General features: G+C 64.3%; 17 protein-coding genes. 6 read left to right on the top strand and 11 right to left on the bottom strand.

The window, feature by feature from the left end:
- Window positions 1-209: 209 nt before the first annotated feature.
- Both BXE_RS30820 and BXE_RS30825 read right to left on the bottom strand, forming a co-directional pair.
- Window positions 210-2,834, bottom strand: a complete 2,625-nt coding sequence (locus tag BXE_RS30820; protein ID WP_011492039.1) for an AAA family ATPase — start codon at window positions 2,832-2,834, stop codon at window positions 210-212.
- Window positions 2,831-3,973 carry a metallophosphoesterase family protein gene (locus BXE_RS30825; protein ID WP_011492040.1) on the bottom strand — a complete coding sequence of 381 codons (1,143 nt, stop codon included), beginning with the start codon at window positions 3,971-3,973 and terminating at the stop codon, window positions 2,831-2,833. Before BXE_RS30825 ends, BXE_RS30820 begins: the two co-directional genes overlap by 4 nt.
- Before the next feature lie 205 nt (window positions 3,974-4,178).
- On the opposite strand from BXE_RS30825, the gene BXE_RS30830 reads away from it, so the two are divergent.
- Both BXE_RS30830 and BXE_RS30835 read left to right on the top strand, forming a co-directional pair.
- A complete protein-coding gene (locus BXE_RS30830) occupies window positions 4,179-5,468 on the top strand; it encodes a DUF445 domain-containing protein (protein ID WP_011492041.1) in 1,290 nt (429 codons plus the stop codon).
- 137 nt (window positions 5,469-5,605) lie between these two features.
- Window positions 5,606-7,558 carry an AI-2E family transporter gene (locus BXE_RS30835; protein ID WP_011492042.1) on the top strand — a complete coding sequence of 651 codons (1,953 nt, stop codon included), beginning with the start codon at window positions 5,606-5,608 and terminating at the stop codon, window positions 7,556-7,558.
- A gap of 118 nt (window positions 7,559-7,676) precedes the next feature.
- Here BXE_RS30835 and BXE_RS30840 read toward each other — a convergent pair whose 3' ends face one another.
- The 5 genes from BXE_RS30840 to BXE_RS30860 form a co-directional block, all read right to left on the bottom strand.
- Complete coding sequence (locus BXE_RS30840; RefSeq protein ID WP_011492043.1) at window positions 7,677-10,076, bottom strand: hypothetical protein; 2,400 nt, start codon at window positions 10,074-10,076, stop codon at window positions 7,677-7,679.
- A 101-nt stretch (window positions 10,077-10,177) separates the two neighbouring features.
- On the bottom strand, window positions 10,178-11,638 hold the full coding sequence (locus BXE_RS30845; RefSeq protein ID WP_011492044.1) for an efflux transporter outer membrane subunit: 1,461 nt from the start codon (window positions 11,636-11,638) through the stop codon (window positions 10,178-10,180).
- A gap of 1 nt (window position 11,639) precedes the next feature.
- Window positions 11,640-14,870: an efflux RND transporter permease subunit gene (locus tag BXE_RS30850; RefSeq protein WP_011492045.1), complete on the bottom strand. Its 3,231-nt coding sequence runs from the start codon at window positions 14,868-14,870 to the stop codon at window positions 11,640-11,642.
- 24 nt (window positions 14,871-14,894) lie between these two features.
- Window positions 14,895-16,181 (bottom strand): efflux RND transporter periplasmic adaptor subunit, encoded by a 1,287-nt coding sequence (locus tag BXE_RS30855; protein WP_011492046.1) that lies wholly within the window; start codon window positions 16,179-16,181, stop codon window positions 14,895-14,897.
- A 182-nt stretch (window positions 16,182-16,363) separates the two neighbouring features.
- A complete protein-coding gene (locus BXE_RS30860; protein WP_011492047.1) occupies window positions 16,364-17,527 on the bottom strand; it encodes a porin in 1,164 nt (387 codons plus the stop codon).
- A gap of 469 nt (window positions 17,528-17,996) precedes the next feature.
- On the opposite strand from BXE_RS30860, the gene BXE_RS30865 reads away from it, so the two are divergent.
- The 3 genes from BXE_RS30865 (at window position 17,997) to BXE_RS30875 (ending at window position 21,123) form a co-directional block, all read left to right on the top strand.
- Window positions 17,997-18,935 carry a LysR family transcriptional regulator gene (locus BXE_RS30865; RefSeq protein ID WP_011492048.1) on the top strand — a complete coding sequence of 313 codons (939 nt, stop codon included), beginning with the start codon at window positions 17,997-17,999 and terminating at the stop codon, window positions 18,933-18,935.
- Window positions 18,936-19,167: 232 nt separating this feature from the next.
- Complete coding sequence (locus BXE_RS30870; protein WP_040124653.1) at window positions 19,168-20,913, top strand: FAD-dependent oxidoreductase; 1,746 nt, start codon at window positions 19,168-19,170, stop codon at window positions 20,911-20,913.
- 18 nt (window positions 20,914-20,931) lie between these two features.
- Window positions 20,932-21,123, top strand: coding sequence for a hypothetical protein (locus BXE_RS30875; RefSeq protein ID WP_011492050.1), 192 nt, complete (start codon window positions 20,932-20,934; stop codon window positions 21,121-21,123).
- A 60-nt stretch (window positions 21,124-21,183) separates the two neighbouring features.
- Here the strand turns inward: BXE_RS30875 and BXE_RS30880 are convergent, their stop codons facing one another.
- Genes BXE_RS30880 through BXE_RS30890 form a run of 3 tightly spaced genes read right to left on the bottom strand, consistent with a single transcriptional unit; the run spans window position 21,184 to window position 24,206 of the window.
- A complete protein-coding gene (locus tag BXE_RS30880; protein ID WP_011492051.1) occupies window positions 21,184-22,167 on the bottom strand; it encodes a 2-dehydropantoate 2-reductase in 984 nt (327 codons plus the stop codon).
- A 4-nt stretch (window positions 22,168-22,171) separates the two neighbouring features.
- A complete protein-coding gene (locus BXE_RS30885; protein ID WP_011492052.1) occupies window positions 22,172-22,963 on the bottom strand; it encodes a class II aldolase/adducin family protein in 792 nt (263 codons plus the stop codon).
- Between the two features lie 43 nt (window positions 22,964-23,006).
- Window positions 23,007-24,206 (bottom strand): aromatic amino acid transaminase, encoded by a 1,200-nt coding sequence (locus tag BXE_RS30890; RefSeq protein ID WP_011492053.1) that lies wholly within the window; start codon window positions 24,204-24,206, stop codon window positions 23,007-23,009.
- A 238-nt stretch (window positions 24,207-24,444) separates the two neighbouring features.
- Between BXE_RS30890 and BXE_RS30895 the strand changes: the two genes are divergently transcribed.
- Window positions 24,445-25,386 (top strand): LysR family transcriptional regulator, encoded by a 942-nt coding sequence (locus BXE_RS30895; protein WP_011492054.1) that lies wholly within the window; start codon window positions 24,445-24,447, stop codon window positions 25,384-25,386.
- A gap of 8 nt (window positions 25,387-25,394) precedes the next feature.
- Here the strand turns inward: BXE_RS30895 and BXE_RS30900 are convergent, their stop codons facing one another.
- Window positions 25,395-26,213 carry a helix-turn-helix transcriptional regulator gene (locus BXE_RS30900; protein ID WP_011492055.1) on the bottom strand — a complete coding sequence of 273 codons (819 nt, stop codon included), beginning with the start codon at window positions 26,211-26,213 and terminating at the stop codon, window positions 25,395-25,397.
- Window positions 26,214-26,327: the final 114 nt, after the last annotated feature.

Genomic DNA, 26,327 nt, shown 5'->3' on the forward strand with positions numbered 1-26,327 from the left:
ATACGAGCAGAGTGAACTACTTTCGATAGAAGGCCATGACCGCGGCAAAGACTCGAATCGCTAGTCTCGGGGAAATATCGATCGTTGGAGATGCGATATTTCCGCAAATTCGCGTGAAATTGCGTAGATTCATCGGCCGCATGTCGGAATTCGATTCATGCGGCCTCTGGCTCATGCATCCCTGACAGTGCGCTCACGCGGCCCGGCGCCTAAGCGGCCACCTTCAGATCCTCGATCGCCCGCTGCCTCACGCCGAGGTCGTCCCACAGTTCCGGGTGGCAGGTGAACACCAGGATCTGATGCCGCGTGGCCGCATCGATCAATGCGCGCTTGATCGCATCGCGCCGCGCGGCATCGGTATGCACGGCCGCGTCGTCGAGCATGAGCAAGGTCGGCCGGCCCGACGCCTTCAGCAGATCCGCGTACGCAAGCCGCGTCAGGATGCCGAGTTGTTCGCGCGTGCCGAAGCTCAGCGCGTCGAGCGTGTCCGCGCGGCCATAGCGATCCAGCGTAGCGGGACTCAAATCGTCGCCGAGCGCGATTGTCGACTGCGGGAAAATCCGCTTCAGATAATGGCCGAGCCGTTCGGTCAAAGGCGCGCGCAACTGCGCCACCGCGGCGTCGCGTTCGTCGACCAGCACTTCGTCGAGCAGGCTCAGTGCGCTCGCGCGCAAGCTGAGTTCGTCCTTGCGCCGCGTGGCCTGCTCGACCCTGGCTTCGAGCGCCGCGAGACGCTCGCCGAGCCCCGACGCGCCGACCGTCTCCAGTTGACTGCGCAATCCCGCGATCCGCACCTGCCGTTCGTTCTGCTCGCTGCGCGCGAGTTCCGCGGACGCGCGATAGCGCTTCGCCTCGGCCGCCGGATCGTCGAGGCGGGCCGCTTCCAGTTCGCGTTCGCGTCCTTCGCGCTGTTTGCGCAACGCCTCGACCTGCACGCGTTGCTCGACGATTTTCGTCTGCCACAGCGCGCGGTTCCGGCAGAATGCTTCGTCGCTCAATTGCGCTTCCTTGCGCTGCAACTGAGCCGCGAGCGCTTCCTCATTCGCCATGCCGGTGGATTTTTTATCGGCCGCCTGCGTCAATACTTTTCGCGCAGCCTCCAACGCATCGCGTGCGATCTCCGCGTTGCGGCGCGCGTCGTCGAGCGGCGCGGCAGTGGATACGTCGGGCAGCCCCGCGAGCCGCTCATTGGCCGCCTGCATGCGCGCCGCCGCCGTGGCCGACGCCGCGCGCAACGCCTCGATGCCCTGCGGCGCATGCACTTCGAGAATCTTCGCCTGGCTTTTCTGCTGGGCGACCAGCGCCTTCCACTGCTCGTGCCTCGACTCGCCCTCGCCGAGCGACGCCACGCCGAGCGCCTGCAACAACTGCGCATGCCGGGCTTCGAGCGACGCGAGTTCGGACAGTCGCGCCGGCAGATCGGAGACGCCCGGCACCACCCGCAATTCGCCGAGCGTGCCGAGGCCGATCCGCTTCTCGCCATCCAGACGCAGCACGCCTTCGCCGCTCACCGTTTCATCGTCGACGGTCATCGCGCCGTTCAGGCGGTATTCGATGCGCGTCATCGCGGCTTCGGTGCGCGCGCGCAGCACGCTCAATTCGCCGCTGAGCGCGGCAAGCCGTTTCAGTTTCGCCTCGTCGATTTCGAGCGTGGCCGCCTCGCGCGCGGCTTCGAGCATGGCGTCGTTCGCCGTGCCGGCCGCCGCGATCGACGCTTCGAGCCGCTCGCTCTCGGCGCGATAGAGCCCAATCTGGCTGCGCAGATCGGCCGCGGTCACCGCCGCGTTGGCCAGTTCGAGCGCGCGGTTCGCATCGGCGAAAGCCTGCTCGAATTGCGCCACACTGGCCGCGGCCTGCGCATGCTCGGCCTGCACCGCCGCGACGCTCGCCCGCAGCGCGTCGAGTTGCTGCCGCTCGCGCGCGACGGCCGCTTCCAGTTCGAGCGCGTTCTGCTCCTGCTGCAATGGCAGCGCCAGTTCGGCTTCGCTCGCCTTCAGCGCTTGCGCAAGCCCTTGCAGGCTGCGTTCGAGCTCCGCTGCGGCATCGGCGCGTAATTGCGCCTGCAAGGCCTTCTGCTCGTGAAGCTCCCAGGGGCGCTTGCGCTGCGTGTCGTCGAATGCTTCCTGCTGCGCGGCGAGACGCGCAATGTTCTCCTCGAACTGCCGACGCTGCTGTTCCAGTTCATCGCGCTCTTCGATCAGCCGCGCGAGTGTCTGTTCGGCTTCGGCAAGCGGCCCGGTAGACTTCTGCGTGCGCGCGGTGAGCAGTTGCCGCAGTTCGCGCTGCACGGCCGCGATCAGCGCGTCTTCACCAGCCGATTCGCTGCCGCCCGAAAGTTGCGTCAACGCATCGCGCAGATACTGCGCCGCGTGGCCGGTGGAGTCGCGCATTTCCTGCGTGCCGCCTTGCTGCACCCACAACAAGCCGGGAACGCCCGCGTTCTCGGCCTTCAACGGCCCACGCGCGGCGCGCGAAAAACCGAGCAATGACGCGAGCTTGTCTTCGGCTTCATCTTCGCCGAAGACGCTCTGGCCGATCTTCAACTCGCAGCGCTGGCGCGTGACGAACTGCTTCGACAGGCGGCACGGCGTGCCGTCCAGATCGAAGCTCACTTCGACCGACGGCTGCCCGCTCGCCTTGCCCCACGGCAGCAGGTCTTTCAGATGCGAGGCCTTGTAGCGTTCGAGAAACACGGCGCGCACGGCTTCGGCAATGGTACTTTTGCCGGCCTCGTTCGGACCGACGAAAAGATTGAGACCGGGCTGCAGATCGTCGATGACGAGCCGTCCGGTGAACTGTTTGAACTCCTGGATGGCGATACTTTGCAGCTTCATGCGGACCTCGCTTCGCGCGGCAATTCACGTTGAAAACGCGCCAGCAGCAACAACGCCTCCGCCGCGCGCCTGACCGCCTGCGGGTCGGACTGCGGATCTTCCTGCAAGCCGCGCAGACGCGCCACCACTTTCGCGAGATAACCGCTTTGCGCGCCGAGTTCGGCGAGATCGTCGGCGGTGGGCAGCACTTGCAGGCCGCTCAGGTCGACGCGCAAGGCCCGCACACGGGCGCGGGCTTCTTCCACCGCGACGTGGATCGCTTCCGCGTCGGCGAGCGCCGCCGTACCGCCGACGGTGACGCGCAGCACGTCGTGGCTACCCAACTTGGCAAGACGCGCCTTGAGCGAATCCACATCGGTCGGCACGGCAATGGTTTCGTCCCAGCGATGCCATTGATATTGCCCGACCCGCACCGGCTCGACCTCCGGCGGCGCGCCCGGCTCCCGCAGCGTGACGTCGAGCATGAAGCCCGGATCGTTGGCGCGGAAACGGTCCTGCTCATGAGTGCCGGCGTACCAGGTGCGCTCGTCGACGCGCAGATGGCCGTGCCAGTCGCCGAGCGCCAGATAGTCCAGCCGCGCGCTCGCGGCACGCGTGGGCGCGATCGGATTGGACGAGTCGATGCCTTCCTGCAGAATGCCGCTCACACTGCCGTGCGCGAGTCCGACGCGGTGATAGCCGGCCGGCGTCTCCGTGGTATCGAAGAACCCGGTGGTGTCGTCATACGTGATGCGCTGCGTAAGCGGCGCGCACAGCAGCGCGCAACGGCAGGCGTCGAGCAGCACCACGCCGGGTTCGAGCACCACGCGCACATTCGGCGCGATGCAGTTCAGGCGCTGGGCACGCGTCCAGACGCTCTCGACGAGCGCGGCGTCGTGATTGCCCGGCAACATGATCCACGGCCCGGTGAAGCCTTGCAGCGCACCGAACAGACGGCGGATTACCGTGTCCGAGACGGTTTGCAGATCGAATACGTCGCCGGCCACGAGCACGGCGTCGACCTTGCGTGCGGCGGCTTCTCCGGCGATCCGGCGCACGGTCTCGAAGCGCGCTTCGGCAAGGTGCGCCGCCTCGTCCGGTTCGAACTGGCCGAATTGCGTGCCTATCTGCCAGTCCGCGGTGTGCAGAAACCTGATCACTGTGCCTCCATTCCGTTCAGTTGCAATCTGCCTCGGCGGGCAAGCCCGCGCAGTCTAACCGCAGATGTTACCGTGCCGGCGCGGCAAAGATAGTCCCGGGCGGTTGCCACAATGGCGGGCGGGCGGCGCTACACTCGCGTTTTCCGCACGCGCATCGAGCGCGCCGCATCATTTCAATCGACCTGGACCCACTGCCTCGCCGCCAATGAACAAAGCAATCGAACTGAAGAAGGCCAAGCGCACGCCGTTACTGCTGTTGCTGGCCGCCGCCGGCGTTTTCGTGGTGACCGCGTTCATGCCGCGCGGCATCTGGGTGGACGGCATCAAGGCGATCGCCGAAGCCGCGATGGTGGGCGCGCTGGCCGACTGGTTCGCCGTGGCCGCCCTGTTTCGCCGCGTGCCGATCCCGCTCGTTTCCGCGCACACTGCGATCATTCCGAGGAACAAGCACAAGATCGCCGACAACCTGGCGGTTTTCGTGCAGGACAAGTTTCTGGATGTGCCTTCGCTGGTCGGCCTGATCCAGAAACACAACCCGGCGCAGAGCATCACCGGCTGGCTGACGCAACCGGCCAACACCGCGAGGCTGGGCGACTACGTCGTCAAGCTCACCAGCGGCATTCTGGAATTGACCGACGACGTGCGCATTCAGAGCTTCATCAAGGGAGCGCTGCGCGACGTGCTGGCCAAGGTGGATCTGTCGCAATCGATGGGCGCGATTCTCGACACGCTCACCAAAGACGGCCGCCATCAGGAACTGCTCGACGCCGGTATCGAACAGGTCATCGCGCTGCTGCGCGAACCGCAGGCGCGCGAGTTTATCGCCGAGCGCATTGTCGATTGGGTAAAGAGCGAATATCCGAAGATGGAAAAAATTCTGCCTTCGGTATGGCTCGGCGAGAAAGGCGCCGAAGCGCTCGCCAACGCGGTGAACCGCATGCTCGAACAGGTCAGCGAAAACCCCACGCATCAGCTTCGCCAGAAATTCGACGACGCCGCGCACAAGCTGATCGTCAAGCTCAAGACCGATCCGGCCTTCCTGCAAAAAGGCGAAGAACTGAAGCGCTATCTGGTGGAAGGAGACGCGCTCAGTTCGTATGTGAAAGACATGTGGGGCGAATTGCGCGCGTGGCTCAAGCGCGATCTGCAAAGCAGCGACTCGGCCCTGCATGCGCGCGTGGTGGCGATGGGCGAATGGGTCGGCCGCGAACTCGCGAACGATCCGGCCTTGCGCCAGTCGCTCAACGACCATCTCGAAGAAGCGGCACGCGCGCTGGCGCCGGACTTTGCGCAGTTCCTCACGCGGCATATCAGCGACACCGTCAAGAACTGGGACTCGCGCGACATGTCACGGCAGATCGAGCTGAACATCGGCAAGGATCTGCAATACATCCGCATCAACGGGACGATCGTGGGCGGCTTTATCGGCCTGCTGCTGTATGCGAGCTCGCAACTGTTCGAGTTGCTGCGGCTGCACATGGGATACATGGGATAAGCGATAGCCCCGCCCTCAATCAAAGCGCCTACAATCCGGGCATATGACTTGCTCAAGCGCATTGCCCGGACACTCTCTCTCTGTTCGCGAGCGGCCAGCATAAGAACGACAGCGCTTCTCATTCGGAATGTGTGCTCATGAAAATATCGTTACCGCCGCATGGGCGGCCGAACCGCGTTTATCCACCGGGCACGCCCAGTCTGCACGGCCTCGCGTCGGTCATTACCGGCGTGGTGGTGGTGTGCGGCTTGTACTTCGGCCGCGCGGTATTGATACCGATCACGCTGTCGGTGCTGCTCAGCTTCCTGCTCGCGCCGCTCGTGCAGATGTTGCGGCGTTTGCATATGGGGCAATTGCCGTCCATTTTCATTGCCGTGCTGTTCGCGCTGGCAAGCCTGCTTGCGATCGGCGCGCTGATCGGCGCGCAACTGGTGCAGCTCGCGGGCGACCTGCCGCAGTATCAGGTGGCGATCGAACAGAAGATCGAAACCGTTCAGGAAAAGACCGTCGGCCGCGCTGATTCGCTGATGAGCCGCGCCGCCGTCGCCTTGCAGCGGGTGGCGCCGTCCAGGCCGAACCCGCCGCGCGCCACCGGACGCGCGGCGCGCAACGCGCCCGCCGTGCCGCAGCCGGTCGAAGTGCACGAGCCCTCGCCCACGCCGTTGCAGCTTGCGCAGCGTGCGTTGTCGCCAGCCATTGCGCCGATCGAAACGACCTTTATCGTGCTGGTCGTGACGATTTTCATCTTGCTACAGCGCGAGGATTTGCGCGACCGTTTGATCAGCCTGTTCGGCTCGCGCGATCTTCACCGCACCACAACCGCGATCAACGACGCCGCCGTGCGTCTGAGCCGCTACTTCGTCGCGCAACTGGGCGTGAACCTCAGCGCGGGCGGCGTGATCGCGATCGGGCTCGCCATCATCGGCGTGCCGGGAGCGCTGCTGTTCGGCGTGATCGCCGCCCTGCTGCGCTTCGTGCCATATATCGGCATCTGGATCGCCGCGATTCTCGCGGTCTTTCTTGCCGCCGCGATCCAGCCGCAATGGACGATGGCGGTCTATACGCTGATCCTGTTCATCGTGGTCGACCTGGTGGCCGGACAGATCGCCGAGCCGCTGCTATATGGTCACCGTTCCGGCCTGTCGCCGCTCGCGGTGGTGGTCGCGGCGATTTTCTGGAGCTGGCTGTGGGGGCCGATCGGCCTCGTTCTGTCGACGCCGCTCACGCTGTGCGTGGTCACGCTCGGGCGCTACGCCGACCGGCTGAACTTTCTCACCGTGCTGCTCGGCGATCAGCCTGCGCTCACGCCCGCGCAGACTTTCTATCAGCGGCTGCTCGCGGACGATCCGCACGAGGCGATCGTGCAGGCGGAACGGCTGCTGCGCGAAATGTCGCTGGTCGACTACTACGACAAGGTCGCCCTCGAAGGCCTCAAGCTCGCCCGCAACGACGCCATGCGCGGCGTGCTGATGCCGGATCAGCTGCAGCGTATCAACGACGCGCTGGTGGACATTGTCGAAAACCTGGAGATCGCGGACGGCCTGCCGGACGGCCTGTCGCGCATGGACCCCGCCGACTCCGCGAGCGCGCTGCTGGCTTCCGCCTCGGCCGATCTTTCCGAGCGACACGACAGCCATATTTCGGCGCGCCCGCGGCTGCGCGACGCCGCCGAAAAAGCGTCGGTGCTCTGCGTGCCCGGACGCGGTTCGTTCGACGAAGTCACGACCGCGATCGCCGTGCAACTGCTCGGCCGCCAGGGTCTCGCGCCGATGATGGCCACGCACTCGGGCTACCGCAGCGCGCGCGCCGATGAACCGGGTTTCAAGGACGCGTCGATCATCTGCATCGTCTCGCTCGACGCGCCGGATTCGCCGCCGTATCTGCGCAACATGCTGCGCCGAACGCGGGAATGGCGACCGCGAGCGACGCTCGTGGTCGGCGTGGGCGGCGCACCGGAAGGCGGCCCGGAGATGGGCGCAACCGGCGCTGCGCACGCGGCCCCGACCTTCCGCGCGATGATCGAGGAGTGCCTCGCGGCCTCGAGCGTGCAGCATGCGCGCCAGCCTTCGCATGCGGGCGGAGCGGACTGAGCGCGCCGCTGTAACGGCTCGCGCGACGAGAAAGGTGAGTAGGTCGGTACATGTGCCCGCCCAGCCTTTCTCGCAATCTGCTTGCGGACCGGCGAGGACAGCCGGGCCGCCAGAACGATTAGCGGCGAAATCCTCCTCGCCGCATGCCCCCGCCGGCAAAGCCGCCCTCGCCACCGAAACGTCCTGCTCCTCGCGACCCTCTGCCGTCGCCCCATTGATTCGCCGAGTGATCGAACCTTTGCTGGCCGACATCGCGCGCCTCGCGCTGCTGTTCCAGATCGCCGCCCACGTCCGCTTTCGGCTGGACTGATTGCCAGCCGTTGGCCGTGTGCTGTTGCCAACCGCCGCCCTGGGTGTGCTGATAGACGTTGCCGTCGTGGCCGGCATAGACGTCGCCGTTGTTCCATGCCACGGCGTTGCCTTTCGACTGATTGGTCACGATGCCCTTGCCGGCGCTCGTGTACTGGCCCGTTTGCGTGTTGCCGGCCACACCGAACTCGGCCGCGCCTGCGCGGCCTGTCTGCGCGTTATACCCGGCCACCTGGCGCCCGCCCGCAAAGTTGCCGTTGTACTGATTGCCGGCAATGCCGCCGCGCGCCGCGCCTTCCCGCCCGGTCGACGGATTCACAAACGAGCCTTGCCGCCCGGCCGCGTAATTCCCCGAGTAGGGATTGAACGCGGCGCCCCGGCTACCCTGGAAGTGCGCCCCGGTCGCCGGGTTGTAGCCGGCCACCGCCGAGCCGCGCCCTTGCGTACCGGTCCACGGGTTCCAGCCCGAGGCGTGCGTCACCGTGCCTTGTCCCCAGCGCCCATAGAAATTCGCCTGGTTCACGTTGACGTTGTTCCACCCGCCGCCGCCCCAGTATGGGCCCCAGTAAGGCTCGGCAGCGCCCCAGATCGCCCCCGCCGCGAAGCCGAACGCGAACCCTGCTGCCGCATTGAGGGCAAAGCCCGCGTCGTAGCCGTAGGTCGGCGGATAACCGTAGTAGACCGCGCCGACGTACGGCGGATAGACATAGCCTGTGCCGTAGACCACGGTGCCCTCCGCATTCACCACGACGCCCATGTAACCCGGCGTATAGCCCACGACCACGGTTTCCGGCGTCACGGAGTAGATCCGTACGTACACCACGTAATGCAGGGGGGAACTGGCCGGAATCGCGTAGATCGCGCCAGGCACTTCGGTCGCCACGCGCCATGTGCCATCCGGCGCCGCCGCGGTGAACCAGATGCCGTTCGACACGGCGTAATAGTGAGTGGAATCCACCGCGATCACCGGTGTGCCGGTATTGACCGCATAACTCAGCGCCGTGCCGGCGATCGGTGTGAAGCGCGGCGCGCCGTCGTATGCAACGGTCAGCGTGGCGCTCGCGCGCGAGACCGTGGCCGTCTGCGCTATGGTGGCCGCAATGGCGGCCTCCTTCGCCTGGGGCGTGCCCGGAATGGAGACCAGGACGTTGGCTTTGGGATCGCGCGGCGAAATCTTCGCGAAATCCGCGGGAAGTTCGCTGCCCGACACATACTGCCAGGGGCCGCCTTCCGATGCGGCGCGGAACCATCGGCCGGAGAGCAGGACGTAGTACTGATTCGTGGCCGGGTCCACGAAGACAGCATGGTCGCTATTGGCGACCGTCAGCAGACTGACGCCTTCGACCGGCGCCAGTTTCATCTGGCCGTCGGTCACGATCAGTTCCGTCGGCTCCGTAGCGAACAGCACGACCGGCGCTCGCGCCGGGCGCTGGCCATTGGCCGGCATCAGAGGATCGGCCTTGCCGCTCTCCTCGGCAAGTTGCGCCGCCGCCAGCAGGGCCTGCGGCGGCGCCGTCCGCACGCCCCATTGACCACCTGCCGACGCGGCCGAATACCAGTAACCCGCCGCATGCAGATACAGCGTGCCGCTCCCATCCTGCAGCAGCAACGCGCGGCTGTTGAGCGCCCGTTGATAGCCCGTCCCGTTCACCGGCCGCCAGACCGGCGCACCGTCCACGAGGACCAGCACGGTCGGCCTCGTCGCGAAGACGATTCGCGGAGCCTCGTTCTGGACGGCCATGCGCTGCGTGGCCGCGAGTTGCTTCGAGGCGGAGTAGCTCGTCTGCAGTTCGTCCAGCGACGTGGTCAGTCCGGCCGACGGCAGATGCGTCAGCAACACCTGCCTGGTTTGATCCGCGACGCCCGGGTTGGTCGGCACATCCACGCTCGCAATCTCGATATGAGTGAGTTGCGCGAGTCCCGACACCCTGTCGATCTCGACGATCGCGGAAAAGTGCGCCACGCCGTAGGTGGGCGTACCGTCGCTCGCGCCAACGGCTACCGCGGCACGGCCCGCTATGCGGTTGCCTTCCCATGTCTCGATCTGCGGCTGATAAAGTTCGACGTGCTGCCTGTCGGCATCGAAACTGCGAGGCCAAACCGACGGCGCGGCCGCGCGGGGAGGATTCGCTGCCTCCACCTGCATGCCCCAGCAGGCGAGGCAGGTCGTAGCAAACAGCAAGGTCAGCCTTTTGCTTATTCTGGACATCGTTTCATTCTCCCTGTTTTTTCACGTTCTACCGCCCTATCCATCGCGCCACGCACCACCTTTGTTTCACGATTGGCCGCGCATACCGGGTCGCTCGTGCGCTATCGTGTTTCGGCTTGCGCGCCGGTCCCGCCTTGCTCCAAGCCTGCGAGTGCGTCCGTGCCCCAGCCGCCGCCCAGCGCTTTGTAAAGCGTGACGAGAGACGTGTATTCATTGCCGCGAGTTTGCGTATAAGCCAGTTGCGCGCTGAACAGACTGCGCTCGGCGTCGAGAACTTCCATGTAGCTCGTGTAGCCGCCTTCGTAGCGTTGTCGCGCGAGTTTTGCGTAGGTGCTCAGCGCATCGACCTGGCGCTCCTGCGCGGCCAGCCGTTCGCGTGACTTCCCGACCCCGAGAAGTGCGTCGCTGACTTCCTGGAATGCGGACTGAACGGCCTTCTGATACGCGTAGAGCGCTTGTTGCTGGCGTGCCTTGGCCTGCTCGACCTGTCCGGCAATGTTGCCGGCCGAGAAAATGGGTTGCGTCAGTGCTCCGGCAAACGCCCAGGTGTTCGCCGGGCCGCTAAAGAGCCGGCTTAACTGCGTGCTCGACGAGCCGAGCAATCCCGTGAGCGAAATCTGTGGAAAATAAAGCGCACGCGCGGCGCCGATCAATGCGTTGGCGGCAACCAGGTTCTGTTCGGCCTGCAGCACGTCCGGACGGCGCGCGAGCAACTCCGAAGGCAAGCCCGCCGGCACACCGGGAGCCTGGAGTTCGTCGAGCGTGCGGCCGCGAAGAATGGGACCGGGGTTGCGGCCGAGCAATACCGACAACGCGTCTTCCTGCTGCCCGATCTGCGCTTCAATGGCGGGAATATCCGCGAGCGATGCCTCGTATTCCGACTGACTCTGGGCCAGTTCGACCTGTGAGATCTGCCCGCCCTTGAAGCGCAGTTCGAAGACCTTCACGGAACTGGCGCGGCTGGCCGCGGTTGCCCTGGCAATCTCGAGTTGCTGATCGAGACTGCGCAGATTGATATAGGACGTGGCAACCGATGCGACGAGCGTAAGCAGCGTGGCCCGCTGCCCTTCCTCGCTGGCGAGCAGGTTCGCGCGCGCGGCTTCGGTCTGACGCCGCACGCGGCCGAACACGTCGATTTCCCATGAGATGGGCAGCGTGGCATTGAACGAGGTGTAGTCCGTCCCGATACCGGCCGGCAACGAACTTTGGGCAAGCGGCGAGACACGCTGGCGACCGGCGTTGAAACCCGCACTGATCTGCGGAAATAGTTGCGAACGCGTGGTGACGAACTGTCCGCGAAACTCGTCGACTCGGGCCGCGGCGATTTTCAGGTCCCTGTTCTGCGCGAGCGCGGTCGAAATGAGTTCGTTCAGCACGGGGTCGCCGAATTGCGCCCACCACGCCGTATCGACGATCTGCGCCTGGGTACTATCTGAAAAGCGAAACGTGGCCGGTGTTTCGACAGACGGTCTCACATAGTCTGGACCCATCAGGCAGCCGCTCAGACACAGGCAAAGCCCAACTGCCGACACCCAGAAAAAACTCGAACCGACTGGACGCATGTCAATTATCCCGCTTCGTGCCGGGATGCATACCGGTCGAACTGTTAGTCACTGAGCGCGAACCGGACAGCGCCGGTTCACCTTGCTCCTTTGGCACGGCATCTCCGTTCTTCTTGCCGGCGCGCCGCTCGTTCGCCGATTCGAGCAGGAAGAAGAACATTGGAATGAAGAAGACGGCGACGCCGGTTGCCCCCAACATGCCGCCGATCACCCCGGTGCCGATGGAATGCCGGCTGTTCTGCGACGCGCCGGTTGCGATGGCCAGCGGAACGCAGCCGAGAATAAAGGCGAACGACGTCATGACGATTGGCCGCAACCGGTCCCGCGCGGCGGTCAACGCAGCGTCGAACGGGGATGCGCCTTGTGCGCGATTCAACACCGCAAACTCGAAAATGAGAATCGCATTTTTCGCCGCGAGTGCGACCAGCATGGTGAGACCGATCTGAAAATAGACGTCGTTGTTCAGGCCTCTCAACAGGATCGCCAGCAAAGCGCCGAACAGTGCAAACGGCACGGCCATCAGAACGCCGACCGGCAGGCTCCAGCGTTCGTATTGCGCGGCGAGAATCAGGAACACCATCACCAGACCGAACACGAAAACGAGGCCGGACGTGTTACCTGACTGACGGGCTTCGTACGCTTCTCCGCTCCACCCCGCGCCATATCCCGCGGGCATGGTTCGCGCCAGCTCCTCCAGCACGGCGATGACTTCGCCCGAACTATGGCCCGGTGCCGCGTTCGCGGTAATCAGCACGGCCGGAAAATCGTTGAAGCGCGTCATCAGGGACGGGCCGGTTACGTACTGATAGGTCACGACCGATTTGAGCGGCACCATCGTGCCCGTGGCGCTGCGCACGAATACCTGTTCGAGGTCCGTGGGCTTTAACCGGTACGACGGCTCGGCCTGAAGGATCACCTGCCACAGACGGCTCGACTGGTTGAACTGTGACACGTACAGCGAGCCGAACATGGTCTGCATCGTGCTGTAGACCTCGTCGATCGGCACGCCGAGTGTGGCCGCCCTGTCGCGATCGACATCGACACGCAACTGCTGTGAAGAAGCATTGAAGGTCGACGTGACGCCCGCCAGTTCGGGCCGCGCCTTCGCCTTGGCAATAAAGTCCTGCACGACCTGCGCAAGTTGTGCCGTGGTGCCGTCGCCTTTGCTCTGAATCCACATCTCGGTGCCGCCCGTCGTGCCAAGCCCGGGGATGGACGGCGGGTTGACCGGTACGACAATGCCTTCCTTGATCCGCGACAGTGCCCGGTAGGCGCCAAGCAGCAATGCATGCGCATTTTGCGTGCGAATGTTCGCCCATGAATACCGCTCGTCGAATCCCTTCAGTCCGACAAAGAACGTTGCGGCGTTGTTCATTGTCTGATTGTCGAGCAGGCTGTAACCGTCGACCACCGTTATGCTGCCTACGCCGGCCTGCTTGCCGAAGTACTCGGTCACGCGCGACGACACCCGGCCCGTACGATCGAGACTCGCCGAATCGGGCATGATGATCGCGCCGAGCAGGTAACCCTGATCTTCAGGCGGCAGGAAAGCGTGCGGAATGGACCGCATCATCGTGACTGCCAGCAGGACCATGCCGGCGAACAGCAGCAGCGCGATGCCAAACCGCCTGATTGTGAGCGTCACGGCGCGGCCGTACCCCGCCGTGACGCGCGCGAAGGCGTTATCGAACCACTGGAAAAAACGATGCTTTGCATGCGCCTGCGGTTTCAGCAATACAGCCGCCAGCGCCGGCGACAACGTCAAGGCCACGATACCCGACAGGACCACCGAAATCGCAATGGTGATGGCAAACTGCTTGTACATCTGCCCTGTAATGCCGCCCAGAAATGCAACCGGCACGAACACCGCGCACATGACCAGCACGATCGTGACGACCGGGCCCGACACTTCATCCATAGCCCGCTTGGCCGCCGCGTTCGGCGAGAGGCCGAACTCACGCATGTTGCGCTCGACGTTCTCGATCACGACAATCGCATCGTCCACCACGATGCCGATTGCCAGCACCATACCGAACATGGTCAGCATGTTGATCGAAAAACCCAGAGCGGCCATGCCCATGAATGTCCCCAGGATGGAGACCGGCACCGCCAGCACCGGAATCAGCGTTGCGCGCAAGCTCTGCAGGAACATGAATACGACAATCACCACCAGCAACACGGCTTCGAAAAACGTCTTCACCACGTCCGCAATGGAGGCACGCGTGAAGTCGGTGGTATCCATTGCGATGTTGTAATCGATACCCTCCGGGAACGAGCGTTTCATGTCCGCCAGCGTTGCGCGCACCTGCTTCGAGACATCCAGCGCGTTGGCGCCGGGCTGCTGGTAGATGGCGATCACCGTAGCGGGCTTGCCCTGGAACCGGCTGCGTATCGAATAGTCTTTTTGCCCGAGCTCGGCACGGCCGATGTCTTTCAAACGGACGATCGCCGCGCCGTTGCCGGCGGCGCGAATAATGATGTTGTCGAATTCGGCGGGATTCGAAAGACGCCCGCTCGTCGTCACCGCGAACGACTGCTCAACCGGCGAGCCGGTTGGCGCCTGGCCGAGGCGCCCCACCGCGAACTGCTGATTCTGGTTCGCCACCGCGTTCTGCACGTCGGTAGCCGTAATGCCGAGCTGCGCCATGCGGTCCGGGCGCAACCAGATACGCATCGCATAGTCCGGCGTGCCGAAGATGCTGGCCTGGTTCGCGCCCGGAATCCGTTTGAGCGCATCGAGCACGTACACGTTCGCGTAGTTGGCGACGTAGGTCGAATCGAACCGGTTGTCAGGTGAGTACACCGCGACGACCATCATGAACGCAGACGACTTTTTCTGTACCTGCACGCCCTGCGACTGCACGGACTGCGGCAGTTGCGGCAATGCGAGGTTGACGCGGTTCTGCACGTCCACCTGGGCCAGATCCGGATTGGTGCCGTTGCGGAAGAACACGTTGATCGTCAGACTGCCGGTCGACGAACTCGACGAGGTCATGTAGATCATGTTGTCCGCGCCGTTGACCTGCTGTTCGATGGGCGCCGCGACGTTATTCGCCACCACGTCGGCGCTCGCGCCCGGGTAGCTGGCGGTGATCGTGATCTGCGGCGGCGTGATGTCCGGGTACTGGGCGACCGGCAACGCGAACATGGCCAGCACGCCGCCAAGCGCGATGACGATGGAGATGACCGACGCGAAGATCGGCCTGTCGATACAGAAATGGGAGAGCTTCATCCGTTTGCCGCCTGGTGCGCAGAATTAATGCGCGGAGTTTTGTTCGGATTCCGATTGCGCGACGGACTGCACGGGCGCCGTGAGTTTTGCGCGATGCTCCGCGGAAGAACCGTTCCCCGTTATGCTGATCGTCGCGTTGGGCGACAGCCTCACCGCCCCGTCCACAACAACTCTTTCGCCGGCGCGCAGGCCGTCGTTGATGAAGCAGTCATCGCCCTGCCATTCGCCCATCTCGACGAACCGTTGGTGGGGCTTGTTATCTTTGTCGACGATCCACACGAAATGGCTTTTTGCGCCTTGCTGCACGGCTCGCTGCGGAAGCAGCACGGCATGCGGCCGCACGGCGCCGGCCACCCTCGCGCGCACGAACTGACCAGGACGCAGCGTGCCTTTTTCATTGGCAAATACGGCGCGCACGAGGAAGGTGCCGGTTTCCGCGCTGAATACGGGATTGGCGAAGTCGATATGTCCACGCGCGGGGAATGTCGAGCCGTCGGCCAGCAGCAGCGTGATTTCGAACTGGTTGTTGGCGGGAAAGCGCAACTGGCCTTTTGCGATCTGATCGCGATACCGCAGCATCTCGTTCTCGGAGATGCTGAACTCGACCCACATGGGGTCCATCTGGTAGACATACGTCAACAGGCCGGACTGGGCCGGCGTGACATAGCTGCCTTCCTGTTGTCTCGCGTAACTCGACAAGCCGGCAAGCGGCGACTTGATCGTGGTGTAGCCGAGGTTCAGCTGCGCGGCCTGCACCTGGCCTTTTGCAGCGATGACAGCGGCTTCGGCCTCGCGCTCGCTGCCGGTTGCATCATCGAGATCCTTCTTGCTCAACGCGTTCTGCGCGGCGAGCGGCACGACGCGCGCGAGATTGGCTTTTGCGACGCCAAGCCTTGCCTGCTGCTGGGCCAGCGCACCCTGCGCCGATTGCAATGCGGCCTGGAACGGCTTGGGGTCCATCAGAAAGAGCGTTTGCCCCTGGCGAACCATCTGGCCCTCCGTGTAGGTCCGCTTGTCCAGAAAGCCGTCTACCCGCGCGCGGATTTCCACGGCGCGCGAGCTTTGCGTCTGGGCGACAAACTCGAAGTCCACGGGCGTATCGCGCGGCGTCACGGTCATGACGGTGACGTCGACCGGCTGGGACGATTCGGGAGCGGCGGGCTTGCCGCATGCGGTCAGCAAAGCAAGCAGACTCAACACGAGCGCCGGCCGCCTCCACACCTCGCCGCGCCGGCGCTCCGGTGCATTCAACGAGTGGATCAGGCTTCCCACCAGGCTTCCCGCCAGGCGTCCCAACAGCAAAACAGGCATGAACGTTCCGTGAAAAATGGTTCAACAGCCGGGCATCCGCGCCAAAGCAATTGATTGCGTACGGCCGCGCCGGAAGGCGCGGCCGGCAGTTGTTCGCGAATGAATTGCGCTGGCTGGAAACCGGCCAACCCTCTAAAGGAGGATCGGCCGCGTCAGCCCGGCAAACGGAAACAGCAGTGACATCAGAACCGGTGACGGATGCCCGTCGTCACGAGAAACTGGTTGCTCGCCGTGGACGGTGCGGAGGTACCGTTGATTTGCACCGCATTCAGCCCGCGACCATTGTTCGCGCCGAGCTGCGTGACCGCTTCTGCGTAAATGTCGGTACGCCTCGACAGCGAGTAGTCAGCCTGCAGTCCGAACTGATTCCAGTGGGCCGCGCCGGTGTTCGTGTCGCTGGTGCCCGGCGCCGCGCGCAGTGCCTGCGTATACGTGTAGGCCGCACCCAGACCCAGTTCCGGCGTCAGGTTGTAGCGCGCATTGACCTCGTAGTTGTTGTAGCGAACCGAGATATCCGAGAACTTGTCCTGGAAGCGGCTCTGCGTAAAGACGGTGCCGAGAATGAACGGACCGAACGCGTAGCTGCCGCCGAGACCCCAGGTGCGCTGATTCTGAACGCCGCTGACCGCGGATGCCGCGAAGGTGCCGCCGCTGACCGCGCCATTGCTCTGATTCAGGTCCATGCCCTGGTACTGGAGATAGGCCGCACCCAGTTGCAAGCCACCATTGCGGTAACCCGCGCCGACGCTGTATGCGCGGTTGTCGGCGAAGCCCGCATTGTTCGAGAAGCCATACAGGCCGCTCATTGAGAAGCCGGCGTAGTTCGCGCTCTGGAACTTGACCGAATTGTTGACGCTGATCGACGAGTTGGCGTTGTCGTTGTCGCCCGGATGCGCGAAATACGTGCCGCCCCAGCTGCCGGCCGCTGTCAGCGGCGCGAGATAGTCGACCACGGAGTCGTACTGGCGGCCGAACGAAACCGTACCGTACTCATTGGACAGGCCGACATACGCCTGGCGGTTGAACAGCTTGTTGGACACGGCCTGATTGCCGTTCGCAATGTTGAACCCGCTTTCCAGGTTGAAGACCGTTTTCAGTCCGCCACCCAGATCCTCGACACCGCGCAGGCCCCAGCGGCTCGGCTGGATGTTGCCGCCGGTCATGCCGAACATGGCCTTGCCGCCGGTGACACGCCCGTCTGACGTTACGGTGGAATCCTTGCTGACTTCATTGCTCACGTACGTCAGGCCGGCATCGACAATGCCGTATAGCGTGACGCTGCTCTGGGCGTGCGCCGCGCACGCAAAAGTGGCGGAGACGGCGGTCGCAGTAATGATTTTTTTCATTTCGAATACCTTGGCGTTTTATCTTAAAACTCGGTTGCCGGCATGAGATTAAACCTGCCGCAACCAGGATGCACCCATCTCCAATCTCATTTGAAAGCGCATTGAAGACAGACTCTGCGTGCAATTTGAATTCTAGACGTCTACCCCGAAGGCAATCGATCAAAACAATGCAAAAGTATTTTTGACTTATATTTGAGATAATCTCGAAAACAACAGGAAAACCCGATGCAGCGCCGGATACGTATAATTCTCGACCATAATCACGCTATCGGCTGCCCGGCCTGACCGTTGCTGAAGTCCAACAAAACAAAACCCCGTCTTTTTTTGAGAAAGAAATACCGATACCGTAAATCAAAATTAAATCACATTTAACCCGTCTATATATCATAGGCAGGGAGACCATTGATTATCTGTTAAAAAAGAATATCTCAATTTTCCTGCACATATCTGTTACAGCGTTGGTGATATCATGAATCAGCTTCAGGCAATGCGAGTATTTATCAACATCGCAGACACCATGTCATTCGGACAGGCGGCGGCCAATCTCGGCATTTCGAATGCAATGGCCACGCGCTACCTTGAGCAACTCGAAGCTCACCTGAACACAAGACTTGTCAATCGGAATACACGCAGCCTCTCCCTGACCGAAGAGGGGGAGATCTACTCAAAGGGCTGCCGCAACGTGCTCGACGAAATCGAGGAGATCGAAACCATCGCGATACGCGGCACGACCGAACCGTCCGGCACGCTGAGAATCGCGGCCGGTGCATCGTTCTCACTGTCCAGCCTCACTCCGCTGCTGCAGGAGTATCTGCGGCAGTATCCGAATGTCAGGCTCTCGGTCACGCTGCTGCACCAGCACGTCGATTTCGTCAAGGAAGGCTTCGACGTCGGCATCGTGTTGCCCAAGCAGATCAGCGGCACAACGTTGATCAAACGCTCGCTGCTGAGCGTGCGTCCCATTGCCGTCGCATCCCCGAGCTATCTCGCCATCAAGGGGGTCCCGTCACGGCCCGCGGATCTGACCTCGCACACCTTTCTCGCGCTCACTGCCGCCTCGCACGACGGCGACTGGATCTTCGCTGCGCCGGACCGGCGCGAGAAACGCGTGACGCTCGACGCGGCGCTGATGGTGAACAACGCGTTGATGCTGCGGCAAGCCGCGCTCGCGGGCATGGGGATCGCGGTACTGCCTGAGAACCATGTGCTGACCGACTTGCGCGGCGGCACGCTCATGCAGGTTCTGACGGACTTCCGCATCACCAATGCCGACAAGGAGTTGACGCTGGTGTACGCGGATCGCCGCCACATTTCCGCGAAGACGCGGTCGTTCGTCGACTTTTCGGTTGAATGGTTCCGCGCCAACGCGGAGCGTCTGACCTCCTCCCCGATGCCTGTCACGCGGTAAGCCCGCGGCAACACAGGCCGCGTCCTGGTCTGCCCTCCTCGCATGCGGCGGCGTGGACGGCTCACTGGCGTGGCGCTATCCTGCGCTTCTTCGGAACCCGGCTTCTGTACCCAAAATGAGGACAGCGCCGCGTGCGCCCTCCTGCATACTTCATTACCGATTCGCACCGCCTGTGAAGAGCCAACCAGCCCCGGCGGGCAATCCATCCGGTATGAAGATCCAGGAGACGCGCATGAACCGCCCCTTCAAACCCTATCCGTTTTCGCCGCGCCATCATGAGGGCGTGGCGCCGCCGCTGGTCGACGGGCGCGACCCGCTCAGGCGGCCGGTGGCGATCGTCGGCGGCGGCCCGGTCGGCATGACGCTCGCGCTCGCGCTGGCTCGCCACGGCGTGCGCTCGGTGCTGATCGAAGCCGACGACAGCGTATGCATCGGCAGCCGCGCAATCTGCATTTCGCGCCGCAGTCTGGAGATTTTCAAGCGCCTCGGCGTCGTACAGGGCTTCCTGCAAAAGGGCCTGCCGTGGGCTGGCGGCCGCAGCTTCTACCGCGACACCGAAGTGTTCCGCTTCGCCATGCATCACGACGACGAACAATCGCTGCCGCCGATGATCAACATCGCGCAATACCAGATCGAACAGTTGCTGCTGGACGAAGTGGAACGGCACGCCGACCTGATCGGGATCCACTGGCAGACCCGCGTGACCGGCATCGAACCGGAGCCGGCGAAAGACAGCCGCGCCGGGCCGGACAGCACGTCCGGCGCAACGCTCACGCTGCGCACCGGCGACACCGGGTGGCAAATGCACGCCGACTGGGTCGTGGCCTGCGACGGCGGCCGCAGCACGATTCGCGAGGCGCTCGGCCTCAAGCTCACCGGCACCACGTACGAAGGCCGCTACGTGATCGTGGATATCGAACTGGACAGCAGGCGTGCTACCGAGCGCCTCGCCTACTTCGATCCACCCTCCAACCCCGGCTCGACGGTCCTGGTGCACAAGCAGCCCGACAACGTCTGGCGCATCGACTACCAGCTGCGCGACGACGAAGACCCGGAAGCCGCCGTGAAGCCCGCGAACGTTTTGCCACGCGTACAGAGCGTGCTCGACTCGATGGGCGAAACCGGCGCATGGTCGCCGATCTGGATCACCGTCTACAAAGCCAACGCGCTGACGCTCGAACGCTACCGCCACGGCCCGGTGCTGTTCGCGGGCGACGCCGCGCATCTGGTGCCGATCTTCGGCGTGCGCGGCGCCAATTCCGGCATCGACGACGCAGACAACCTCGGCTGGAAACTGGCTTGCGTGGTGAACGGCTCGGCTTCGCCGCGACTGCTCGACACCTACAGCGACGAGCGCGTGTTCGCGGCGCGCGAGAATCTGAGCTACGGCATGAAGAGCACGGAATTCATGGCGCCGCCTTCGTTCGCGTTCAATCTGATGCGCGAGGCCGTGCTCGGTCTCGCCGAGCGGCACGCTGCCGTGCGTCCGCTGATCAATCCGCGGCAGACGCATGCAATCGCCTATACGCAGTCGCCGCTCAACGAGGCCGCCGCCAACACGCCGGGCGCATTCAGCCGAGGCCCGGCGCCCGGCAGCGTGCTGCCCGAATGCCGGCTCAAACGCATGGAGGGCGGCGTGAGCGCCGATATCCATCTCACCGATCTGCTCGCGTCTTGCTTCACGGCGCTGCGCTTCGGCGCGAGCAGCGATTCGGCGCAAGAGCACGCATGGCAGGAATTGCAGCGCACGCTGGCCGGGCAAGGGATTGCCTTCAAAGCCGTCACACTCGTCACGGATGAGACCGTGTATGCCACCAGCCCGACGGTGATCGACCACGCCGGCAGCCTGCACGAGAGGTTCGACGCCACGCCCGGCACGGTCTATCTGATCCGGCCGGACGGCCACGTACTCGCCCGCTGGCGCAACGGCAGCGCAGCAGCCACGCAGCGCGCCATCGGCGCGGCGCTGACGATCTGATTCACGGAGACTCACATCATGACCGACAGCGATCTCGATCTGGTCTACACGACCCTCTGCAAGACCCTCACGAACCAGGGCGAACCACAGGCGCCGCTCTATCTGGCCCGCCTCGCGATGCTGTGCCTCACCGAACTCGACGACCCGCAGCGGGCCTTGTCGTTGATCGAAGCAGCGCGGCTGCCGGCTTCGACCGCGGTGAGCGCATAAAGCGCAAAAAAGCCGCCGCGCCTGGCATGGGCGCGGCGGCTTTTCCTTCAGACACAGGCATCACTGCTTCGGATACAAACCCAGCGTGCTCGCATGCAGCCGCGCGAGGCCGAGCAACGCATCCGTGTACGGCGTGGCAACGCCCGTCAGTTGTCCCAGCTCACGCACCGCGCCCACCAGCGCGTCGAGTTCGACCGCCTTGCCCGCCTGCACGTCCTGCAGCATCGAGGTTTTCATCGCGCCGAGCTTGAGCGTGACCGCGTGGCGGTCCGCCGGTTCCTGTTCGATCGGAATGCCAAAGCGCGCGCCGATCTCCTTGGCCTCCAGCATGATGCTCGTCACGAAGTTGCGCGCCAGCTCGTCGCTGAGAATCCGGTCGGTAGTCGCGCCGGTGATGGCGCTGATCGGATTCATCGTCATGTTGCCCCACAGCTTGTACCAGACGTCGCGCTGAATCTGCGCCGACGTCGATGCATTGAAGCCGGCCGCCGCAAGCGTGGCCGTGAGCGCCGCGGCACGCTCGCCCGACTGCCCCGACGCCTCGCCGATAATCAGCCCATTGCCCTGATGATGCCGGATCACGCCCGGCGCTTCGACGAGGCAACTGGCGTGCACCACGCAGCCCACCGTTTGCGCCGTCGGAATCGCGGCGGCGATTGCGCCGTCGGGATCGATCGACTTCAGGCGCTTGCCGGCAAAGTCCCGCCCGAGCCCGTCGCAAAACCACCAGGGCACGCCGTTCATCGCGGTCAGCACGATGGTCTGCGGGTTCAGCAGCGGCGCGATCTGCGCGGCCACGGACGCCATTGCCGGTCCCTTCACGGCGACCACGACGAGATCCTGCACGCCGAGATCCGCGGGTTTGTCGCTCGCGTTCACCTTCACGCCATGCGTCACGCCGCCTTCGATCAGACGCAAGCCGTGCTCGCGCAGCGCGGCGAGCGTTTCGCCGCGCGCCACCACGCTCACGTCATGGCCGGCCTGCGCGAGCTTCACCCCCACCCAGCCGCCGATTGCGCCCGCGCCGTAGATAGCTACTTTCATCGTTTCAATCCCTGTAACTGGCGTCGATGCGGTCCACTCGCCGCACCAGCGCGTCGAACACGTCCTGCCCCGCGCCGTGACGCGGATCGAACTGCAGCGCGTCGCGCGAGCAGCGGATCGCAACGTCTTCCGGCACCGGCCGCGCGCGGCCCATCGCGAACGTCGCCATCTGGATTTCGCAGGCGCGGTTGAGCGTCCACAGGACCGCGAAAGTTTGCGGCAAGGTGTGGCCCCACGCAAGCAGGCCATGATTGCGCAGGATCACCGCCTGTTTGTCGCCGATATGCGCGAGCAGGCGCGGACCTTCTTCCGCGTGCACCGTGATGCCCTCGAAGTCGTGATACGCAATGCGGTCGTGCAATTGCGCGCTGTAGAAGTTGGTCTGCTGCAAACCGTCTTCCAGACAGGCCACGGCGACGCCCGCCGTGGTGTGCGTGTGCATCACGCAGTGCGCGTCCGGCAAGCCCTCGTGAATCGCCGCATGCACGACGAAACCCGCCGGGTTCACCGGATACGGCGAGTGATCGAGCACGCGTCCCCGTGCATCGATCTTCACGAGGTTGCTCGCCGTCACCTCGCTATAGTGCAGCCCGAACGGATTGATCAGGAAGTGCCGCTCGCCGCCGCTCACGCTGGCGGGAACGCGCAGCGTGATGTGGTTATAGATCATCTCGGTCCAGCCGAGCATGTCGAAAATGCGATAGCAGGCGGCGAGCTGCATGCGCGCATGCCATTCGTCCGGATGCATCGCGGGGGCCTTCGGCGCGCTCGGCGCCTGCACTTCGAGGGTGGTCATTTGCGTCTCCTGTTATCGTTCTGCCGATCCAAAAAAAACGTGCTCAGGCGCCCGACACCACCGCCGCGATCGAGGCCGCCACATACTCCGCGTTGCGCGCGTTCAGCCCGGCCACGCACATGCGCCCGGAGCGCAGCACGTACACCGCGTGTTCGCTGCGCAGCCGCTCCACCTGGCTTTCGCTCAGGCCGGTGTAGGTGAACATGCCGCGCTGCGCGACGTAGCGTGCGCGCATCACTTCGTCCACACGGCCGGCGAGTCCGGCGTGGATCGTGCCGCGCATGGCGAGAATGCGTTCGCGCATGGTGGCGAGTTCCGCTTCCCATGAAGCGCGCAGCGACGCATCCGCCAGCACGTTGGCGACGAGCCGCGCGCCGTGCGTGGGCGGATTGCTGTAGTTCGCGCGCACCGTCGACATCAATTGACCGAGCACGCGCCCGGCCTCTTCCGCGCTTTTGCAAACGACGCTCAATGCGCCGACACGCTCGCCGTACAGCGAAAAATTCTTCGAGAACGAATTCGCGGCGATCAATGGAATGCCCGCGTCGGCCAGCAGGCGCACGCAGGCGGCGTCCTCTTCCAGACCCGCGCCAAAACCCTGGTAAGCCATATCGACGAACGCGATCAGCTTGCGGCGCTGCAATACCGGCACCAGTCCGGCCCATTGCGCAGGGCTCAGATCGACGCCGGTCGGGTTGTGGCAGCACGCGTGCAGCAGCACCACGCTCTGTTCCGGCAGGCGGCCAATGGCGTCGAGCATCTCGGCGAAACGCAGGCCGCCGGTCTGGGCGTCGTAATATGGATAGGTGTTGACCGTGAGCCCCGCGCCTTCGAATACGACGCGGTGGTTTTCCCAGCTCGGGTCGCTGATCCAGACCTGCGAGCCCGGGAAATAGCGCTTCAGGAAATCGGCGCCGACCTTGAGTGCGCCCGATCCGCCGATGGTTTGCAACGTCGCGATCCGGCCCGCCTTGCGCGCCTCGCTGTCCGCGCCGAATACGAGCGCCTGCGCCGCATCGCGATAGAGCGGCAGGCCGGCCATCGGCAGATAGGAGCGCGGGCCGATCGAATCGAGCAGCGCGGTTTCGGCCCGGCGCACCGCGTTCATGACCGGCAGCTTGCCGGCGTCGTCGAAATAGATGCCGATGCTCAGATTGACCTTGTTGGTGCGCGGGTCGAGTTGAAAGTCTTCGTTCAGGCCCAGAATCGGGTCGCCTGGATAAGCGGGAATGTGGTCGAACATGGTCAATCCTTGAATACGGCGTCGCGGCGGCTTCGCTTCGGCCCCGGTTGGCGCTGGTGTTGTGCAACGGTGGCCCCGCGTGTTCCGGCTGACGCGCCGGCCTGCTCGCGACAGGGCGAGACGGAAGTCTAAGCGGGTTTGGCCGGGCGCGTCGATTGGGACAAGTCTCCCCGAATGGCTTACGGCGCACAATCAATCGATTTTTCACGATTCGTAAGTTTTTCTTTAGAATCGCCTGATGCCACTCACACGCGTTACCATCCGTCAGTTCGAAGCGTTTCTCGCCATCGTCGATTTGCATAGCATCGGCGCGGCGGCGGAACGGCTCGGGCTGACTTCGTCGGCGGTCAGCCAGTTGCTGGGCGACCTCGAAACGGAACTCGGCTTTCGCCTGTTCGACCGGACCACGCGCCGCGTGAACCTGTCGAGCGCGGGCCAGGATTTTCTGTCGTCGGCGGAATCGGTGTTGCGCCACGTGCGCGCCGCCGCGCAATCCGCCGACGACATCCGCAACCGCGCCGCCGGCATCGTACGGATCGGCGCGCCGCTGGTGCTGGCGGCGACCGCGCTGCCCGCGGCCATCGCCGACTATGCGCGCGACAAGCCCAAGGTCGTGGTCCGCATTTGCGACACCGTGGTCGAGCAACTGGTGGAGCGCGTGGAAAGCGGCGACGTGGACCTCGCCATCGGCCCCGACCGCCAGAGCGGCACGCGCGTGCGTTGCGACCCGGCATTCGCGAGCCCCTGGGTGATGTGGTGCGCGCCGGGCCATCCGTTGAGCGCGCGGCGCCGTGTGCAATGGCCGCACTTGCGCGGCGTGCCGATCATCGCCACCGGGCGCGACCACGAGCGCGCAGTCGGGCAAATGCTGGCCAACCTGCCGGTGGAGGCACGCATCATTCCGGTGGACGTGGTGGACAACGTGACCACGGCGTTCGGCCTCGCCGCGCAGGGCCTCGCCGTCACGCTCGCGCCCGCTTACGTGGCGCCATTGGCGCGCAGCTTCGGGCTGGTCATGAAGCGTATTGTCGACCCCGAAACGATCCGCGAAGTGTGCTTGTATCGCTCCACCGAGCGCGCGCTGTCGCCGCCCGCCGACGGTTTCGCGGATTTCATCATGCCGTGGCTGAAACGCTGGGATCGCGAGACGCAGGCCGAGGCGCGGTCAAGGCGTGCCTGACGGGCGGCTCAGGTCCGCTCGGGCGCCATGCACAACGCGAACAACTGGCGCTGGCTCGATATCCCAAGGCGCGCGTAAGCACGCTTCTGATAGGTGACTACGCTGGCAGGCTTGACGCCCATACGCTGCGCGATCTCAGCGGCGCTCGCGCCTTCCAGCGTGCCGCGCAGCACGTCGAGTTCGCGCGGCGTGAGGGCCGGGCAAGCGCGTCTGACGCGCGCCAGCATCGCGGCGGCCGAACCTTGCTGATGCTGTCCGTTGAGCGCGTAATGCCCCCTGGCCGCGTGCGCGAACAGGTGCGCGAGGCTTTCCACGCGCTCCAGTTCGCCGGGCTGAAACACCCCATAGGCGCGGTCGCGATACAGATTGATCGACAGCCAGACGCTATCCACGGGCTGCACGAGCAGCGACAACCGGTCGGACACGTTCGGCTGCGCGTAGCAGGCCGCGCGATAGGCTTCGTTTTCGATCTCGTCGCTTTGCTGCTGGTGCAGCACCAACGCGTCGCGAGCCGGCCTTTCGTGCGAGCGGCCGATAATCGCGCGGTTGCCGTCGAGCGCATAGAAATGCGTGGCATAGCGATCGGCGACGTCGCGCAGAAAACGGCCGCCGCGATGATCGGCGGCGGAAACCGTGCGCGGCCTCGCGTCGAACTCATAGGCGAAGATGGTGCATTGCGAAACCGGCAGCGTGTCACCGACCGTTTTCAGCATGCTTGCGGCAAGCGCGTCGGCATCCGCATGCGAGATCGACATGACGAGTTCGGCCGCACGCAAGGTGCTGATCTGTTCGCCGCGGTGCGGTGGAGAAATGCGCCAGGAACGCATGATGGGAATCGGTTCGCCGTGCTTGGGGTGAGTTCGGGCAAGCGTAGCACAGCGGAACGCGGGGCCGGTTTTTTGCCGCCGGTTCAGCGCGTCGCATAACGCGTCAGTTAGGCG

The organism is Paraburkholderia xenovorans LB400, from assembly GCF_000013645.1.
Lineage (GTDB): Bacteria > Pseudomonadota > Gammaproteobacteria > Burkholderiales > Burkholderiaceae > Paraburkholderia > Paraburkholderia xenovorans.

What these genes read in the sequence shown, in the direction of transcription:
- BXE_RS30820 (WP_011492039.1), bottom strand. Translation starts at nt 2,834, where the DNA reads ATGAAGCTGCAAAGTATCGCCATCCAGGAGTTCAAACAGTTCACCGGA.
- BXE_RS30830 (WP_011492041.1), top strand. Translation starts at nt 4,179, where the DNA reads ATGAACAAAGCAATCGAACTGAAGAAGGCCAAGCGCACGCCGTTACTG.
- BXE_RS30835 (WP_011492042.1), top strand. Translation starts at nt 5,606, where the DNA reads ATGAAAATATCGTTACCGCCGCATGGGCGGCCGAACCGCGTTTATCCA.
- BXE_RS30840 (WP_011492043.1), bottom strand. Translation starts at nt 10,076, where the DNA reads ATGTCCAGAATAAGCAAAAGGCTGACCTTGCTGTTTGCTACGACCTGC.
- BXE_RS30845 (WP_011492044.1), bottom strand. Translation starts at nt 11,638, where the DNA reads ATGCGTCCAGTCGGTTCGAGTTTTTTCTGGGTGTCGGCAGTTGGGCTT.
- BXE_RS30850 (WP_011492045.1), bottom strand. Translation starts at nt 14,870, where the DNA reads ATGAAGCTCTCCCATTTCTGTATCGACAGGCCGATCTTCGCGTCGGTC.
- BXE_RS30855 (WP_011492046.1), bottom strand. Translation starts at nt 16,181, where the DNA reads ATGCCTGTTTTGCTGTTGGGACGCCTGGCGGGAAGCCTGGTGGGAAGC.
- BXE_RS30860 (WP_011492047.1), bottom strand. Translation starts at nt 17,527, where the DNA reads ATGAAAAAAATCATTACTGCGACCGCCGTCTCCGCCACTTTTGCGTGC.
- BXE_RS30865 (WP_011492048.1), top strand. Translation starts at nt 17,997, where the DNA reads ATGAATCAGCTTCAGGCAATGCGAGTATTTATCAACATCGCAGACACC.
- BXE_RS30870 (WP_040124653.1), top strand. Translation starts at nt 19,168, where the DNA reads ATGAACCGCCCCTTCAAACCCTATCCGTTTTCGCCGCGCCATCATGAG.
- BXE_RS30875 (WP_011492050.1), top strand. Translation starts at nt 20,932, where the DNA reads ATGACCGACAGCGATCTCGATCTGGTCTACACGACCCTCTGCAAGACC.
- BXE_RS30880 (WP_011492051.1), bottom strand. Translation starts at nt 22,167, where the DNA reads ATGAAAGTAGCTATCTACGGCGCGGGCGCAATCGGCGGCTGGGTGGGG.
- BXE_RS30885 (WP_011492052.1), bottom strand. Translation starts at nt 22,963, where the DNA reads ATGACCACCCTCGAAGTGCAGGCGCCGAGCGCGCCGAAGGCCCCCGCG.
- BXE_RS30890 (WP_011492053.1), bottom strand. Translation starts at nt 24,206, where the DNA reads ATGTTCGACCACATTCCCGCTTATCCAGGCGACCCGATTCTGGGCCTG.
- BXE_RS30895 (WP_011492054.1), top strand. Translation starts at nt 24,445, where the DNA reads ATGCCACTCACACGCGTTACCATCCGTCAGTTCGAAGCGTTTCTCGCC.
- BXE_RS30900 (WP_011492055.1), bottom strand. Translation starts at nt 26,213, where the DNA reads ATGCGTTCCTGGCGCATTTCTCCACCGCACCGCGGCGAACAGATCAGC.